Annotated in this window: 14 protein-coding genes; 1 reads left to right on the top strand and 13 read right to left on the bottom strand. The window is 50.1% G+C overall.

The features are described 5' to 3' along the window. Window positions 1–96 precede the first annotated feature (96 nt). Window positions 97–867 (top strand): envelope biogenesis factor ElyC, encoded by a 771-nt coding sequence (gene elyC / locus ACMHLI_RS04565; RefSeq protein WP_413528440.1) that lies wholly within the window; start codon window positions 97–99, stop codon window positions 865–867. A 10-nt stretch (window positions 868–877) separates the two neighbouring features. On the opposite strand, the gene ACMHLI_RS04560 is transcribed toward elyC, so the two are convergent. From ACMHLI_RS04560 to aroA, 13 genes are all read right to left on the bottom strand, one after another. After that, complete coding sequence (locus tag ACMHLI_RS04560; RefSeq protein ID WP_413528439.1) at window positions 878–1,771, bottom strand: YcbJ family phosphotransferase; 894 nt, start codon at window positions 1,769–1,771, stop codon at window positions 878–880. 188 nt (window positions 1,772–1,959) lie between these two features. Further along, the gene (gene kdsB, locus ACMHLI_RS04555) at window positions 1,960–2,709 is read right to left on the bottom strand and encodes a 3-deoxy-manno-octulosonate cytidylyltransferase (RefSeq protein ID WP_413528438.1); all 750 of its coding nucleotides are present in this window, start codon (window positions 2,707–2,709) and stop codon (window positions 1,960–1,962) included. Next, window positions 2,706–2,888 carry a Trm112 family protein gene (locus ACMHLI_RS04550; RefSeq protein WP_056771818.1) on the bottom strand — a complete coding sequence of 61 codons (183 nt, stop codon included), beginning with the start codon at window positions 2,886–2,888 and terminating at the stop codon, window positions 2,706–2,708. Before ACMHLI_RS04550 ends, kdsB begins: the two co-directional genes overlap by 4 nt. Window positions 2,889–3,259: 371 nt before the next feature. Next, window positions 3,260–4,486: a winged helix-turn-helix domain-containing protein gene (locus ACMHLI_RS04545; protein ID WP_413528437.1), complete on the bottom strand. Its 1,227-nt coding sequence runs from the start codon at window positions 4,484–4,486 to the stop codon at window positions 3,260–3,262. Window positions 4,487–4,582: 96 nt separating this feature from the next. Further along, window positions 4,583–4,795: a cold-shock protein gene (locus ACMHLI_RS04540; protein ID WP_413528436.1), complete on the bottom strand. Its 213-nt coding sequence runs from the start codon at window positions 4,793–4,795 to the stop codon at window positions 4,583–4,585. Window positions 4,796–5,057: 262 nt separating this feature from the next. Continuing rightward, window positions 5,058–5,267, bottom strand: a complete 210-nt coding sequence (locus ACMHLI_RS04535; RefSeq protein WP_218521340.1) for a cold shock domain-containing protein — start codon at window positions 5,265–5,267, stop codon at window positions 5,058–5,060. A gap of 351 nt (window positions 5,268–5,618) precedes the next feature. Further along, window positions 5,619–6,608, bottom strand: coding sequence for a tetraacyldisaccharide 4'-kinase (lpxK, locus tag ACMHLI_RS04530; protein WP_413528435.1), 990 nt, complete (start codon window positions 6,606–6,608; stop codon window positions 5,619–5,621). Continuing rightward, complete coding sequence (gene msbA / locus ACMHLI_RS04525) at window positions 6,605–8,353, bottom strand: lipid A ABC transporter ATP-binding protein/permease MsbA (RefSeq protein WP_413528434.1); 1,749 nt, start codon at window positions 8,351–8,353, stop codon at window positions 6,605–6,607. The genes lpxK and msbA overlap by 4 nt, the downstream gene beginning before the upstream one ends. 38 nt (window positions 8,354–8,391) lie before the next feature. Next, a complete protein-coding gene (locus ACMHLI_RS04520) occupies window positions 8,392–10,635 on the bottom strand; it encodes a DNA internalization-related competence protein ComEC/Rec2 (RefSeq protein ID WP_413528433.1) in 2,244 nt (747 codons plus the stop codon). A 276-nt stretch (window positions 10,636–10,911) separates the two neighbouring features. Continuing rightward, entirely contained in the window at window positions 10,912–11,196 is a 285-nt protein-coding gene (gene ihfB, locus ACMHLI_RS04515) for an integration host factor subunit beta (protein ID WP_013574835.1), read from the bottom strand. Between the two features lie 60 nt (window positions 11,197–11,256). Beyond that, window positions 11,257–12,969: a 30S ribosomal protein S1 gene (gene rpsA, locus ACMHLI_RS04510; protein WP_056769263.1), complete on the bottom strand. Its 1,713-nt coding sequence runs from the start codon at window positions 12,967–12,969 to the stop codon at window positions 11,257–11,259. Between the two features lie 120 nt (window positions 12,970–13,089). Then, window positions 13,090–13,788: a (d)CMP kinase gene (gene cmk, locus ACMHLI_RS04505; protein WP_112166358.1), complete on the bottom strand. Its 699-nt coding sequence runs from the start codon at window positions 13,786–13,788 to the stop codon at window positions 13,090–13,092. A gap of 197 nt (window positions 13,789–13,985) precedes the next feature. Beyond that, window positions 13,986–15,269 carry a 3-phosphoshikimate 1-carboxyvinyltransferase gene (gene aroA, locus ACMHLI_RS04500; RefSeq protein ID WP_413528432.1) on the bottom strand — a complete coding sequence of 428 codons (1,284 nt, stop codon included), beginning with the start codon at window positions 15,267–15,269 and terminating at the stop codon, window positions 13,986–13,988. Window positions 15,270–15,274 lie beyond the last annotated feature (5 nt).

Here is a 15,274-nt window from a genome sequence, read left to right as displayed (position 1 = left end):
TGGCTGCTATTTTGGCACAGGCGGACGTAGAATAAATCATCCTGAAGCGGAATCACGCCCGGATGTCGTTTTTTCACTCAAAAGGACCGGTTTCTGATGTTGTTTATCCTTAAAAAAACCGTGGGCGGCCTGCTGCTTCCCTTACCGTTTATTTTGCTGATCATGGCCGTTGCGCTGGTGTTGCTGTGGATGACCCGCTGGCAGAAAACCGGAAAAGTTTGTTTTTCGCTGAGTTGGCTCCTGTTGCTACTGCTGAGCCTGCAACCTGTCGCTGACAGTCTGCTGCGACCTATAGAATCAGAATATCCGACGTATCAGCCACAGGCACATCCGCCGGTGAAATATGTCGTGGTGCTGGGCGGCGGCTATACCTTCAATCCTGACTGGGCACCAAGTTCGAATTTGATCAGCAATAGCCTGCCACGCGTGGCAGAAGGGATCCGAATTTACCGCGCCAATCCGGGGGCAAAACTGATCTTTACCGGCGGCGCGGCGATGACCAATCCAGTCAGCAGCGCGGCGGTTGCGGGAAAAGTAGCAGAAAGTTTAGGCGTGCCTGAAAGCGACATCTTGCTACTGGATAAGCCGAAAGATACCCATGAGGAATCGCAGCAGGTCAAAATGTTGATCGGGCAACAGCCATTCGTGCTGGTTACATCGGCCAATCACCTGCCGCGCGCGATGATTTTCTTCCATCAGCAGGGCTTGTCACCGATACCCGCACCGGCGAACCAGTTGGCGATCGACTCCCCGCTCAATCCATGGGAGAAAACCTTGCCGCAGGCCTTGTATTTTTCCCACAGCGAGCGCGCATGGTATGAAACGCTAGGTCGTGGATGGCAATGGTTATCCGGACGCAAGGCTTAAGCAAATTGACTTAATTCAACCACGGCAGCAGCTGTTGCCGTGCGTAATCAAACTGCCGTCGATCAAGCTTACCGGTATGGATCAGGTGTGCTACTGATTCCCAGACCAGATACAGCCAGCGACGGGCAAGGAATGTTTCCGAAACGGGCGCTTTCTGCAAATAGCTGAACAGCAGTTGTTCACTCATGCCCTTTTCCCACAAACGGAACATATCAAACTCACGCGGCGCCCACAGTACGGTGCCGGGATTGATCATTGCCAATAGCTGATCGCTGCGCGGATCTTTGAGCATACTGCGCAGTGAAAGATTACCGTGAACCAGCACCGGCGTATCGTCAAAATCATCAAACATGGCATCCAGACACTGGCGTGATCGAAATAACAGCGTGCGATCCTCAGGCGTGAGTTCGGGGGCCTGTAAGTTCGACAACGTGGCCCATAACACTTCTACACGTTGCGGATACCAGTTTCCCCAACGGTTCTCCTGCGTACTGTCGACCGAACCCACGCAACCATGGCTGTCGATGCGGTGCCAGGCCAGCATCGCTTCCACGATTTGATCCTGCAACACCTGCCAGCGCTCAGGGGTTCGCGTAGGCGCTTCCGCCGAAACGCCCCGGAGGCGTTCGATCAGCAAAATTTCTTGATAGGGTTTCTGGTGTGTGGTCACCATGCCGTACACCGTCGGCACGCGCACCACGCCTTCGCGCGCCAGCATCGACAGCTTGTAAGCCTCCTGGCCAGCAATGCCCAGACAGGTAAAGCTTTTCGCCATCAGAGGCATGGCGTAGCCCTGCTCATCGTAAAGTGAAAAAAGATGGGCATAAGGCTGTTCACTGACGCACTCCAGGCGGGATAAACGCTCGCCCAGCACAATACTTAATTCGGCTTTTAGCTGTTCCATAACGTGTTCGCAGTGACGAAAAGAGTAGCGGTTATGATGGAAGCTTCAATGCAGGAATACCCCGTTTCAGATCAAACAAAAACCGGATAGTCGGGAGAGAAAGGGGAAGACATCACGCAAAAAGAAATGAAATTCATGTAAATCAGGAAAGGGTAAACGGAATGCGATGGCATCCCGTTTGAAAATCATCAGCGACTCAAGATTGCGCGCACGCGTTCTAAATCTTCCGGCGTATCCACCCCGACAGAAGGAATGGCCTTCGCAACGCCAACGTGGATTTTTTCACCGTACCATAGCACGCGCAGTTGCTCGAGAAGTTCGATATGTTCCAACTCGCTCGGCTCCCATCTAACGTACTGGCGAATAAACCCGGCGCGATAGGCGTAGATACCAATATGACGCAGGAATACATCGCCAATAGACTCTTTTGATACCGCAAACCGCTCGCGTTCCCAGGGGATGGCTGCCCGGGAGAAATACATCGCGTAGCCTTGAGCATTGCGCACAACTTTGACAGCGTTTGGATTAAACGCTTCTTCGGCGGTTTCAATCGGCACGGCCAGTGTGGACATTCCCGCTTCGCTGTTGGCCAGATTTTCAGCCACCTGACGGATAATTACCGGCGGGATTAACGGTTCATCCCCTTGCACGTTAACAATAATTTCGTCATCGGCAAACTGGCATAATTCAATCACTTCGGCCAGACGCTCCGTCCCCGACTGATGATCCGCACGCGTCAGACACACTTCCCCCCCGGCAGCTTCAACAGCCTTCACGACTTCTGGGTGATCGGTCGCAACGATGACTCTCTTCGCGCCCGACTCTAACGCACGTTCCATAACGTGGACAACCATTGGTTTACCGTTGATATCCGCCAGAGGTTTACCCGGCAAACGGCTCGAGCCATAACGGGCGGGAATAATAGCAATAAAACTCATGGATGCGTCTCATCAACAGAAAGTGGGCGGGCCTCGTTTTCTAATAAAACAGGTATGCCATCCCGGACGGGATACGCAAGGCTGTCCGCTTTGCAGACCAGTTCCTGCGACTCTTTATTGAAATACAACTTTCCGTTGCACACAGGGCAAGCAACGATTTCAAGCAAGCGGTGATCCATAAAATTCTCCCGGGGGCGAATACGCCCATTATCTATGTGGCGCAGCGCGAAAATGCATTGGAAAACACAATACGACGGTGCCAGAGAATAACATAACCGCCCGATCAGCGTTAATACCCACATCCCCAGGAAGAGGTAGAGAGAGATCGAAATGTAACGAGAAAATTTTCACGTTGTGAGGATTGCGTTACTGGCGGAGCCGGAGTAGAATTTTTTGTGAGCTGCATCACATAAATAACTTCCAATATGAGTCATCAAATGAAAACCATTAACAAAATCATCGCAATGTTCGCAAACTTCAGCAACTAACATTGCGTGACACCTGCAATCATCGTGAATCAACGGCTGCCTGACGCAGCCGTTTTGCTTTTTCACCCTATCGGCCAGCCTGTATTCCAGTAAGTGATTAACGATTCAGGAATTTTTCCGACTGTCACCTGCCGGGCCCCCTGCCATAACGCAAACCGATTCACAGCACCGGTGATATCCTGCACCCGTCGGGATGTGATTCTTGTACCTGGCTCCAGATGCAAACTTTTAACCTCAAGGATTTTTTCCTTACGATGCATTTTGGCGTCAACGCGGCCAATAAGTTCACCACGTTGCAGAATGGGTAAGCTGAAATAGCCATACTGGCGTTTCGCTTCTGGCGTGTAACACTCGATCCGATAGTCAAAATTGAACAGCGTCGATGCACGCTTGCGGTCCCACACCACGGGGTCAAAGGGTGATAAAAGCGTCGTTACGGTAGAGGAAATACCTGAATCCAGCGCCTGCTGTAACAGAGACCATTGTTGCTGATGCACATAAAAAACACCTTCCAGTCCGTCAACTTCAACGGGCGTAATGTCCTCATCCGCCAGCATCTGCGCGATTACCTTTTTAGTATCGACACGCTTAAGCCGGTAATAATCCGCCAGCCACTCCGCTTTGAATAAGCCGAGACATTGCGCAGAAAGCCTGAGCATTTGAAACTCTGCCTCTTCTTGCGTCAGTGACTGGGTCCCATCATCCCAGCCAGGCATAACACGTTCAGCCAGATCATAGACACGGTGAAAATTACGCCGTTCAGCGATCATCAGCTGGCCGGACGTGAACAGGGTTTCCAGATGCTTTTTATGCGGTTTCCAGTCCCACCAGCCGCTGTTTGGTTTTTTCCCGGCGCTGAAATCCGCTGATCGTACAGGACCATTCTCCGCAATATGGGCCAGTAATGCCTGAATATCCTGCTGATGTTCATCGAACCATGCCTGCGAGAATTTCCATCCCATTTTTTGCGGATTCAACATGCGATGGCGCAGCAGGCCGTAATCTTCGCTGGGGATAAAGCAGGCCTCATGCGCCCAGTATTCAAAAATCTTACCCGCTGACAGCGCGTCTTCCAGCCACTGTGGTGAATAATTGCCAAGCCGGCTGAACAACACCAGATACGGACTGCGGGCAACCACGCTTATTGTGTCGATCTGCAATAATCCCATAGTGCGGATTGCCTGCACAACATCGTCGGGGGACGGTTTTTTGATCCGAGGTTTATGAAGGTTTTGAGCAGACAAATGCAGGGTGCGGGCAGAAACGAGAGATATAACCGGGTGAGACATATCGGTATCCATGGCAGCAAATAAACTGTGGATACCGATAGCATATTTTTACCGGAGCGTAAAATTCAGCTCAACGGGGAACAACAAAATTCAGACTCAGAATGCGATAACGTCAGCCGCTGAAGGGCCGTGCGCTACACTGCGATACGTAGTGAATTCGACACGTTGACCGGCACTCAGGGATTTATTTTTGGTATTCGCAATGGAAGTACGCTGAACATAAATCTCAGAAGAACCGTCGAGAGGGCAAATAAAACCATAGCCTTTCGCCTGGTTGTACCATTTAACTAAACCCATTTTTAACATCATAATTTCTATCCTTTCTTTTGGGCATCCATGAACACACTTTTTTATTATTGTTCGGATGCGTTTGCCCATTTCTAAGTTTATTTTTTTATAAAAAACCTCTAATGAGCGAATATGTTTTAACGATTATTTTAACTAACTTTACGACTTATCTTCACGCCGTATGTCACTTTACAGGCATTAAAAACCCGCCGTCCGGCGGGCTTTGCTCTGCTGATATAAAAAAACGGGTAACGTTATTTCATATCATCACGTCAGCCTCTTATCAGAGAGCGATAACGTTAGCAGCAGCAGGACCACGCGGGCTATCCTGAATGGTGTATTCTACACGCTGACCTTCGGCCAGAGTTTTGAAACCATCGGTTGCGATTGCAGAGAAATGTACGAAGACATCTTTACCGCCATCAGTTTGCTCAATAAAACCAAAACCTTTGCTTTCATTGAACCACTTAACCTGACCCATTTTCTTAGACATTTTTAAAACCTTTTTACGAAATATAAAATCCTGCCATTTGGCAATGTTGGCCAATAGTTCAGACAATTACTTATGGGGAGGACTTAGAAGGTTCGTCTTGGAAGCGGAATCATCGGGAAAGAGATAACGTCTGGGAGGAACTGCTTTACTCTACACTCATACATAAATAGCGCTGCAACACAGGCTGCACGCATTAACTCACACTCATAAAACAATAGCAAGCGGCGTGCTGAAAAAATTGTTATGATTCTCTGAATAAAGAGAATTAATCTTTATAAATCATGTAGTTTAAATTTTAAAAAATAGTCAGAAATTTAACAGAAAACATGATTCAAGCGAGTTTAAAGAAAATTAGTGGGATTTCTTAAGAATGAGATCAGTGATTTTTTGCAGTAATTCCTCAGCCATTCTACCCTGAATTTTTGCTTCAACGGGTAAATACCACCAGTTGGCCTGCGCAAAATCACGACATTTCACGGCATCTTTTTCAGTCATCAGAAGTGTTTGTTCCGACTGAGCTAATGCAGAAAGCTGCTCAACCTGATAGGCCTTATGGTCCGCAAAAGCGACCTCTTTTTGCAAACTCAGCCCCAATTGTTTCAGCGTAGCGAAAAAACGCGGTGGATGCCCTATCCCGGCCATTGCCACAACATTTCGCAATGCTGACGCATCGCGCTGTTCGCCCGTCATCAGATTGACCGCTTTGCCAGGCTGCAAAACCATCGCCAGCTCACCTGTTTCTGCAGTACCACCATTGGTAATGATGGCGTCCACGGAGCGCAGACGGGATGCACGTTCCCGCATAGGACCCGCTGGCAACCAGAGACCATTGCCAAAACGCCTCACACCATCCACGACGACAATTTCGACATCTCGCTTAAGTGCGTAATGCTGTAAACCGTCGTCGGTAATGATTACATCCAGTTCATTATCAGCAAGTAGCGCTTTAACCGCGTCAGAACGCAGCGGTGACACCGCAACCGGTGCCCCCGTCCGCTGATAAATCAGCACTGGCTCATCACCAGCCTGGGCTGTCGTCGTGGTTTCAGACAGCACAAGCGGATAGTGGGATGATTTTCCACCGTAACCGCGTGACACTACGCCAACGCGGAATCCATGCAATTGCAGCGTTTCCACCAGCCAGATCACCACCGGTGTTTTACCGTTACCTCCGGCAGTCAGATTACCGACTACCACAACGGGCACAGGTGCCCGCCAGCTTTTTTTTAGCCCTGATTTATAGCTGTAACGGAGGATCGTAGCGATCAGTCCATACAGCCATGAAAGTGGCAGAAGTAACCAGTAAAGCGGTGACTGACCTGACCAGATGCGCTCAATCATTGGCCAAACTGCATCCGATAAAGCTGTGAGTAAACGCCACGCTCTTCCAGCAGAACCGTATGCGAGCCGCGTTCAACTATGCGTCCGTCTTCAATCACCAGAATTTCATCGGCTTTTTCAATGGTCGATAAGCGATGCGCAATCACCAGTGAGGTACGGTTTTTCTGCAACTCATCAAGAGCGGCCTGAATTGCACGCTCGGATTCTGTATCCAGCGCCGAGGTCGCTTCATCGAGGATGAGGACTGGCGAATCACGCAGCAATGCGCGGGCAATAGCAATACGCTGACGTTGACCGCCGGAAAGCAGCACACCATTTTCGCCGATCACCGTATCCAGCCCCTGATCCATCTTGCTGATGAAGTCCATGGCATACGCCATAGTCGCCGCTTTTTCGATTTCTTCGCGAGAATAGATGTCAGTACGGGCGTAAGCGATGTTATTGGCGATGGTATCGTTGAACAGGTGGACATTCTGGGAGACTAGCGCCACCTGATCGCGCAGTGAAGACAACGTGTATTCACGCAAATCATGGCCATCCATCAGAATTTGCCCTTCCTGAATATCGTAGAAACGCGTCAGCAGGTTTGCGATGGTCGATTTACCCGAACCAGATCGCCCAACCAGTGCTACGGTTTTTCCTTCAGGCAAGCTGAAAGAAATCTCACGCAGTGCAGGAATGTCGCGGCCAGGGTAAGTGAAGGTCACATTTTTGAATTCAACATCCCCTTTAGCGCGTTTCACTTCGAGTTTGCCTTCATCTTTCTCCTGCTCCATATCCAGAATAGAAAACAGAGTCTGACAGGCAGCCATACCACGCTGGAACTGGGAGTTCACGTTAGTCAGGGATTTCAGCGGACGCATCAGGGCGATCATCGATGAGAACACTACGGTGATCGTACCGGCACTCAGCGTTTCCATCACGGACGGGAAGCTTGCGGCATAGAGCACGAATGCCAGAGCCAGAGAAGCGATCAGCTGAATGATAGGGTCTGAAATCGAAGCAGCAGAGACCATACGCATACCTTGCTGACGCATACGATTACTGACTTTATCAAAGCGCTGAGTTTCGACTTTCTGACCACCAAAAATAAGCACTTCTTTATGGCCTTTCAGCATCTGTTCGGCGCTGGTCGTAACTTGCCCCATGGTGTTCTGCATGGATTTACTGATGTTACGAAAACGTTTTGACACCACGCGTATAACAACAGAAACGATCGGCGCAATCACCAGCAGGATCACTGACAGCTGCCAGCTGTAGTAGAACATCATGATGAACAGCCCGATAATCGACGCCCCTTCGCGCACCACGGTAACCAGTGCGCTGGAGGAGGACGAAGCAACCTGCTCGGAGTCGTAAGTAATACGCGAGAGCAAGGTACCGGTAGACTGTTGATCAAAGAAAGCGACAGGCATTCTCATCATATGGCCGAACAGGCGGCGACGCATATGCATGACCACTTTGCCTGAAACCCATGAGATACAGTAACTTGAAATATATCCGCTGACCCCACGCACAATCATCAGGCCGATAACGACCAGCGGCATCCATAGTAAAATTGAGCGGTCGGCTTTACCAAACCCGTCATCAAGCAGTGGCTTCAGCAAGGACAGCATGAATGTATCACTGGCGGCGTTAGCGACCAGTGCAATAGCCGCAGCAATCAGCCCGGCCTTAAAAGGTGTGATCATCGGCCATAAGCGACGGAATGTCTGCCACGTGGAGAGATCTTTATCGTTCATCATGCAATATCAACCAGCATCGAAAGAAATAGCGGTCTATTCTACTCATTATCTTCAGATACTCCAAACCGGTGGTGGTACCAACGGGGAATTAATTGCTCACGTAAGCCCTTAATTGCCCAATAATCATCATAAATGAAGATACTCAGCTGACCTGATACAGAGGTCGAGTGCCAGTCATAGCGGGCTTTGTTGTATCTGCTAACAACTTTATGCGCCGGAAGATGCCATTTATTAAAACGCGCTGCCGATACCATCGCCATTGCCGGCTGAACGGCCCGCAGGAATGGGGGGGAAGAGGAGGTATTGCTGCCGTGATGTGGCACCTGAAGCCAGGTGGACTGTAACCCCTTTCGTTCCTTTTTGATTAACGCCTTTTCGGTGCCGGCCTCAATATCACCCGTCAGCAGCAGACTGAATGTGCCGTCATCAACGCGAATGACACAACTGTCATCATTACGTGCATCCGTCGTCGGCTTCAACGGCCACAAAATGTTGAAGTTCAGTCCTTGCCATCGCCAGTGTTCTCCAGCAATACAAGGTAGATGACCCGCAGAGAGGGAACTGTCGCGCAGGCTCGCTTTCGGATACATCACCTGTAAAATTTCGAGCCCTCCCCGGTGATCCATATCATCGTGGCTGATGATTATCTGCTCTAAACGGATATTCCTCCAGCGTAGCAGTGGCGCGATATTTTGCTCTGCCGCCGAGCCCCCTTCCCAGCGGTTGCCGGTATCGTAAAGAATTCCTCTGCCATTTTTGCTGATAAGCACCGATAGCCCGTGCCCGACATCCAGCATATCCACCCGCCAGCGCTCAGGTGCCATGCGAGTGACCCAACACAGAGAGACCATGCATAATGAAGTCAGCAATGACAAGCGATGCCTGATGTCGCTCAGTCGCCATAAGAGAACTGCCAACCAGCCTGAGAAACTGATTAGCAAGAAGCTTTCCCCCAGTGTAAACCAGTTCTCGGAAAAGGATTTAACGCCCCAGATCGCCAGGCTAAGGGTGTGATCTGCCATTTTCCAGAAGATGATTTGCATCCCTGACATCCAGCCAGTAGGGAATAAATTTAAGAGTAAAACTATCAGGACTATCGGCACAGTCACCATCGAAACAATCGGAACCGCCCACATGTTTGCCAGAAATGATGAGGGATTCAGGCCATGAAAAATCGCGACTTGTAAGGGTAACAGAAGCAGAGTTATACCCACCTGAAGATGTCCCCAGCGTAAGAAAGACCAATACCATGCATTCTGAAAAGACGCAGATAACGGCATCCATTGAAACCAGAAAACCAGAGACGCTACGGCAAAGCAAGACAACCAGAAACTGTCCGACAGAATATTCATCGGGTCAGCCAGTAACAACAACGCGACGCCCCATAACCAGACTTGCCACGGATGGCAACTTATACGAAAAAACCTCAGTACAATCCACAGCGAGACTGCCAGCGCGGCGCGTAATGCGGGGGCATTACAACCAGATAGCCAGGTATACGTCAGCAGAAATATCTCACTGACCAGTAACGGGTAGCGGTAATCAATCAGCCTTACTGGCAGAAAAAACTGCATTCCCCGCGCCAGCCACCAGCCAAACAAGGCGGCAATACCAATGTGAAGGCCTGAAATCGCCACGAGATGAGCGATGCCGGTTCTTTGCAGTAAAAGCTTTTCATCGCCATTAATTAACCCCTTTTCACCAAACGCCAAGGCGATAAGCACCGGCGTATTCGCCAGTTCAGGCATTGCAGCTTGTACGCGATGGATGAATTGCTGGAGGAACGTGCTCCCTCCCTCCAGCACTACGCCTCGCCGGATCGTCGCCGTCAGTGGTGCATGCCGCGCCAACGCCCAGCGTTGTGCATCAAATCCCCCTTCATTTAACAGGCCGTGGACAGGACGAAAACTGGCGTTCAATTTCCACTTCTGTCCCGCAGAGAGGGGCGTTTCCGCTCCTTCCCATTTGGCACGGAATAGAACCGCCGGGAATATCTGCTTCCCACCTACCTTTTCAATTTTGAAAAACTGAGATGTCGCACCGCCCTGCCCCAGATTAATAGTTTGCACGCTGGCGACGACTTCACGATTGGCACCCGCAAGCGTGAGCGTCTGCTCAAGCAGGCTACTGCCTTGCATGCTGGCCCAGACGAAACTCAGTAAAGCGATCATCACCAGTCTGATTATCTTCCTGCGTGAGCCCCACAGAATCCATGCGATAAAGCACATCGCCGTAATCCACTGCATTGAGGGAAGTTGAGCAATAAATACCAGCGGAGTCATACCCACAACGACCGCGACAGCGACCTCGTCCAATGAGATTTTGATGGCGCTCCCTCTACGTTCATCATTCGACCACCCTGGTCAGATTCTGGCTGGAGTATGGTATTGAGATGAACAGGGGACAAGAAGAAGAACGACGGAATGCGGGACGTTACGCAAATAAGGGGGAGAAATTGAGAAATAAATTTGGATAATTTAAACCAAAAAAAACGGCGCCTTGAAAGGCACCGTTTTAGCATTCGCTATAGGCAGTCATTCACGATTCAGGCCGAAACCTTAACCATAAATGTTCGCGCGATCACGCAACTCTTTGCCCGGTTTGAAGTGAGGGACATACTTGCCATCCAGCTCAACTTTGTCGCCAGTTTTAGGGTTGCGCCCAACACGCGGAGCACGGTAGTGAAGAGAAAAACTGCCAAACCCACGGATCTCGATGCGTTCACCATCAGCCAAGGTTGCAGCCATATGTTCAAGCATCTCTTTCACTGCATCCTCAACGGCTTTCGCCGGGATATGAGAGTGCTGGCCAGCAAGTCTTTCAATAAGTTCAGACTTGGTCATATTACCTCCAAGCTTTGCAGCTAAACTACCGTATCGGGGCGGCAGAACCGCCCCCCGTCATTACTCGCCTTTTGCCGCTTTGAACGCTTCAGCCATAGCGTTAGAGAAGTTGCTTTCTTCTGCTGGTTTGTTGTTAACCACAGCGATTGCATCTTTCTCGTCTGCTTCGTCCTTAGCACGGACGGACAGGCTTACTACGCGGTTCTTACGATCAACACCGGTGAATTTAGCTTCAACTTCATCACCAACGCTCAGAACCAGAGTTGCGTCTTCAATACGGTCGCGAGAAGCTTCTGAAGCGCGCAGGTAACCTTCTACGCCGCCAGCTAATTCAACTGTAGCACCTTTGGCGTCAACTGCAGTGACTTTACCAGTAACAATAGTACCTTTCTTGTTAACAGACAGGTAGTTATTGAATGGATCTTCAGCCAGTTGCTTCACGCCCAGGGAGATACGTTCACGTTCTGCGTCAACCTGCAGGACCACAGCTGCGATTTCGTCGCCTTTTTTGTATTCACGTACTGCTTCTTCGCCTGCAACGTTCCAGGAGATGTCAGACAGGTGAACCAGGCCGTCGATGCCGCCGTCCAGACCGATGAAGATACCGAAGTCAGTGATTGACTTGATTTTACCTTCAACACGGTCGTTCTTGTTGTGGGTTTCTGCAAACAGCTGCCATGGGTTGGATTTGCATTGTTTCAGGCCCAGGGAGATACGACGACGTTCTTCGTCGATGTCCAGAACCATAACTTCAACAACATCACCCACGTTAACAACTTTAGATGGGTGGATGTTTTTGTTAGTCCAATCCATTTCAGAAACGTGAACCAGACCTTCAACGCCTTCTTCGATTTCTACGAAGCAGCCGTAATCAGTCAGGTTGGTAACGCGACCAGTCAGTTTAGTACCTTCTGGGTAACGTTTAGCGATAGCGACCCATGGATCTTCGCCCAGCTGTTTCAAGCCAAGGGAAACACGAGTACGTTCACGGTCAAATTTCAGAACTTTAACAGTGATTTCGTCGCCCACGTTGACGATTTCGCTTGGGTGTTTAACACGTTTCCAAGCCATGTCAGTGATGTGCAACAGGCCATCAACGCCGCCCAGATCAACGAATGCACCGTAGTCAGTGAGGTTCTTAACGATACCTTTAACTTCCATGCCTTCCTGCAGGTTTTCCAGCAGTTGATCGCGCTCTGCGCTGTTCTCAGACTCAATTACTGCACGACGGGAAACAACAACGTTGTTGCGTTTCTGGTCCAGTTTGATGACTTTGAACTCAAGATCTTTGCCTTCGAGATGCAGCGTGTCGCGAACAGGACGAACGTCTACCAGGGAACCTGGCAGGAACGCACGGATACCGTTCAGCTCAACAGTGAAACCGCCTTTAACTTTACCGTTGATAACACCGGTAACAGTTGCAGATTCTTCGTAAGCTTTTTCCAGCGTGATCCAAGCTTCATGACGTTTAGCTTTTTCACGGGACAGCAGAGTTTCACCGAAGCCGTCTTCGACAGCGTCCAGCGCAACATCAACTTCGTCGCCAACCTGGATTTCCAGTTCGCCCTGTGCGTTTTTGAATTGTTCTGCCGGAATTGCAGACTCAGATTTCAGACCGGCGTCAACCAGTACGATATCTTTGTCGATGGACACAACAACACCACGAACGATGGAACCAGGACGGGTTTCGATTGTTTTTAAGGATTCTTCAAAGAGTTGAGCAAAAGATTCAGTCATGTTGTTAATCTTTAGGTTCTTAAGTTTAACGTCCATCTGGCGTCCTGCTGGATGGGGTTGTTTCAAATGCCCCGCTACAGATCCTTGCGGCGAGGTTAAAAAAAACTATAGCCAAAACTGGCACTGAATAGACTCCAGCACCAGATTACGGCTCGATTACCGGGTTTGTTTTTGCGGTAACCCTAGAATTTCTGTGGCGTAAGCCAACGCTTTTTCGATGACTTCATCGATGGACATACTGGTTGAATCCAGTAATAACGCATCGGAAGCAGCCACTAAAGGCGCAATGGATCGATTACGATCCCGATCATCGCGTTCTTTGATCTCGGCTAAAAGCCTTTCAAAGTTAACACTAAAGCCCTTTTCCTGCAACTGTAGCATTCTTCTGTTGGCACGTTCTTCGGAACTGGCGTCGAGAAATATTTTCACCGGTGCATCGGGGAATACCACCGTACCCATATCTCGTCCGTCTGCAATCAGGCCCGGCGCCTCACGAAATGCGCGTTGGCGACGCAGTAACGCTTCGCGGACACGAGGGAAAGCGGCCGCCTGAGACGCGGTATTGCCTACCGTTTCGGTGCGGATTTCATTGCTGACATCCTCACCTTCTAAAATTACTTGTAACTGCCCATCCTGAGCGACAAAACGCACGTCGAGATGTGCGGCCAGCGGAACTAATGCCTCTTCTGAGACGATATCAACCTGATGATGCAGTGCAGCCAGCGCTAAAACGCGGTAAATGGCACCAGAATCGAGCAGATGCCAGTTAAAGGCTTCGGCCAACGCTTTACACAACGTACCTTTACCTGCACCACTTGGCCCATCAACGGTGATTACCGGGGCTAAAGCCGTCATTTTTGTCTCCTTTCGGTGGGTGATACCCGCTTCATTAGCCTGAGAGGACTAATTCAGGAGCGGCATTATACGCTGCCTTTGCGGTAACTGTTACCCCACATTGACCAGTTGTCTAAAAAGCGGACGGTTCTCAAAGAGAATAAGCAAAAAAAACGGACATCAAGGATGTCCGCTGCATTGACCCACATAGTTATAGACTATGCCAGCGTACTTATTGCCGCGAGACGTTCAAAATAATCAGGGAACGTTTTCGCCGTACATTTCGGATCAAGGATGGTAACCGGCGTATCGGAAAGCGCGACCAGCGAGAAACACATCGCCATGCGATGATCGTTATACGTGCCAATCTCTGCAAATTTAAGGGATTGCGGCGGTTCTATACGAATATAATCTTCACCCTCTTCCACTGTCGCCCCAACTTTCCGCAGCTCCGTCGCCATCGCCGCGAGACGATCAGTTTCTTTTACACGCCAGTTATAAATGTTGCGAAGTCTCGTTGGACCTTGTGCGAACAGCGCCGCCGTGGCGATGGTCATGGCTGCATCAGGGATATGGTTCATGTCCATGTCGATGCCTTTCAGCTCACCGCGGGTGCATTCGATATAATCATCAGCCCAGTGGATTTTTGCGCCCATTTTTTCCAAAACGTCAGCAAAGCGAATATCACCCTGCATACTGTTTTTACCGATACCGGTGACGCGAACGGTGCCGCCCTTGATCGCCGCCGCAGCCAGGAAGTAGGACGCGGAAGACGCATCCCCTTCCACAAGATAAGCACCCGGCGAAACGTACTGCTGTTTACCGGTGATGCGAAACTGCTGGTATTGATGATTTTCGACTTCAATTCCGAAGGTCTTCATCAGGTTCAGGGTGATGTCGATATAAGGCTTAGAAACCAGTTCACCCTTGATCTGAATTGTGGTGTCATTTTCAGCCAAAGGCGCGGTCATCAATAAAGCAGTAAGGAACTGACTGGATACGCTGCCATCCACGCTGACGTCACCGCCGGTAAAGCCACCGCGCAGGCGCAGCGGCGGATAATCTTCCTGCTCGAGATAATCAATTTGCGCGCCGCCCTGACGGAGGGCATCAACCAGATGGCCAATCGGACGCTCTTTCATGCGCGGTTCGCCGGTAAGTACGACGTCCTGCTCGCCCAGACATAATGCAGCAGCCAGAGGACGCATCGCAGTGCCCGCATTTCCGAGGAACAATTCCAGCCCTTTAGCATTGGAAAAAGCCGTGCCCAGACCGTCGATTTCACACTCAGTGCGGGAAGCAGACAGGCGATGCGCAACACCCAGCTGCGTCAGCGCATTGAGCATATGGCGCACATCGTCGCTGTCGAGCAGGTTAGTCAGGCGGGTAGTACCCTGTGCAAAAGCAGCCAGTAGAAGCGCACGGTTAGAAACACTCTTTGAGCCGGGTAAGTTGATGCTGCCGTTAACCAATGCAACGGGTTGTAATGTCAGGGATTCCACTCTTT

This window comes from Rahnella inusitata (genome assembly GCF_965118895.1).
In the GTDB taxonomy this organism is placed as follows: Bacteria; Pseudomonadota; Gammaproteobacteria; order Enterobacterales; family Enterobacteriaceae; genus Rahnella; species Rahnella inusitata_A.
Note: the sequence above shows the minus strand (reverse complement) of the source record. Positions and strands in the feature narration are given on the sequence as shown.

Bases quoted from the DNA above. Each gene is read 5' to 3' on its own strand.
- elyC (WP_413528440.1), top strand. From the start codon at position 97: ATGTTGTTTATCCTTAAAAAAACCGTGGGCGGCCTGCTGCTTCCCTTA.
- ACMHLI_RS04560 (WP_413528439.1), bottom strand. From the start codon at position 1,771: ATGGAACAGCTAAAAGCCGAATTAAGTATTGTGCTGGGCGAGCGTTTA.
- kdsB (WP_413528438.1), bottom strand. From the start codon at position 2,709: ATGAGTTTTATTGCTATTATTCCCGCCCGTTATGGCTCGAGCCGTTTG.
- ACMHLI_RS04550 (WP_056771818.1), bottom strand. From the start codon at position 2,888: ATGGATCACCGCTTGCTTGAAATCGTTGCTTGCCCTGTGTGCAACGGA.
- ACMHLI_RS04545 (WP_413528437.1), bottom strand. From the start codon at position 4,486: ATGTCTCACCCGGTTATATCTCTCGTTTCTGCCCGCACCCTGCATTTG.
- ACMHLI_RS04540 (WP_413528436.1), bottom strand. From the start codon at position 4,795: ATGATGTTAAAAATGGGTTTAGTTAAATGGTACAACCAGGCGAAAGGC.
- ACMHLI_RS04535 (WP_218521340.1), bottom strand. From the start codon at position 5,267: ATGTCTAAGAAAATGGGTCAGGTTAAGTGGTTCAATGAAAGCAAAGGT.
- lpxK (WP_413528435.1), bottom strand. From the start codon at position 6,608: ATGATTGAGCGCATCTGGTCAGGTCAGTCACCGCTTTACTGGTTACTT.
- msbA (WP_413528434.1), bottom strand. From the start codon at position 8,353: ATGATGAACGATAAAGATCTCTCCACGTGGCAGACATTCCGTCGCTTA.
- ACMHLI_RS04520 (WP_413528433.1), bottom strand. From the start codon at position 10,635: ATGACTCCGCTGGTATTTATTGCTCAACTTCCCTCAATGCAGTGGATT.
- ihfB (WP_013574835.1), bottom strand. From the start codon at position 11,196: ATGACCAAGTCTGAACTTATTGAAAGACTTGCTGGCCAGCACTCTCAT.
- rpsA (WP_056769263.1), bottom strand. From the start codon at position 12,969: ATGGACGTTAAACTTAAGAACCTAAAGATTAACAACATGACTGAATCT.
- cmk (WP_112166358.1), bottom strand. From the start codon at position 13,788: ATGACGGCTTTAGCCCCGGTAATCACCGTTGATGGGCCAAGTGGTGCA.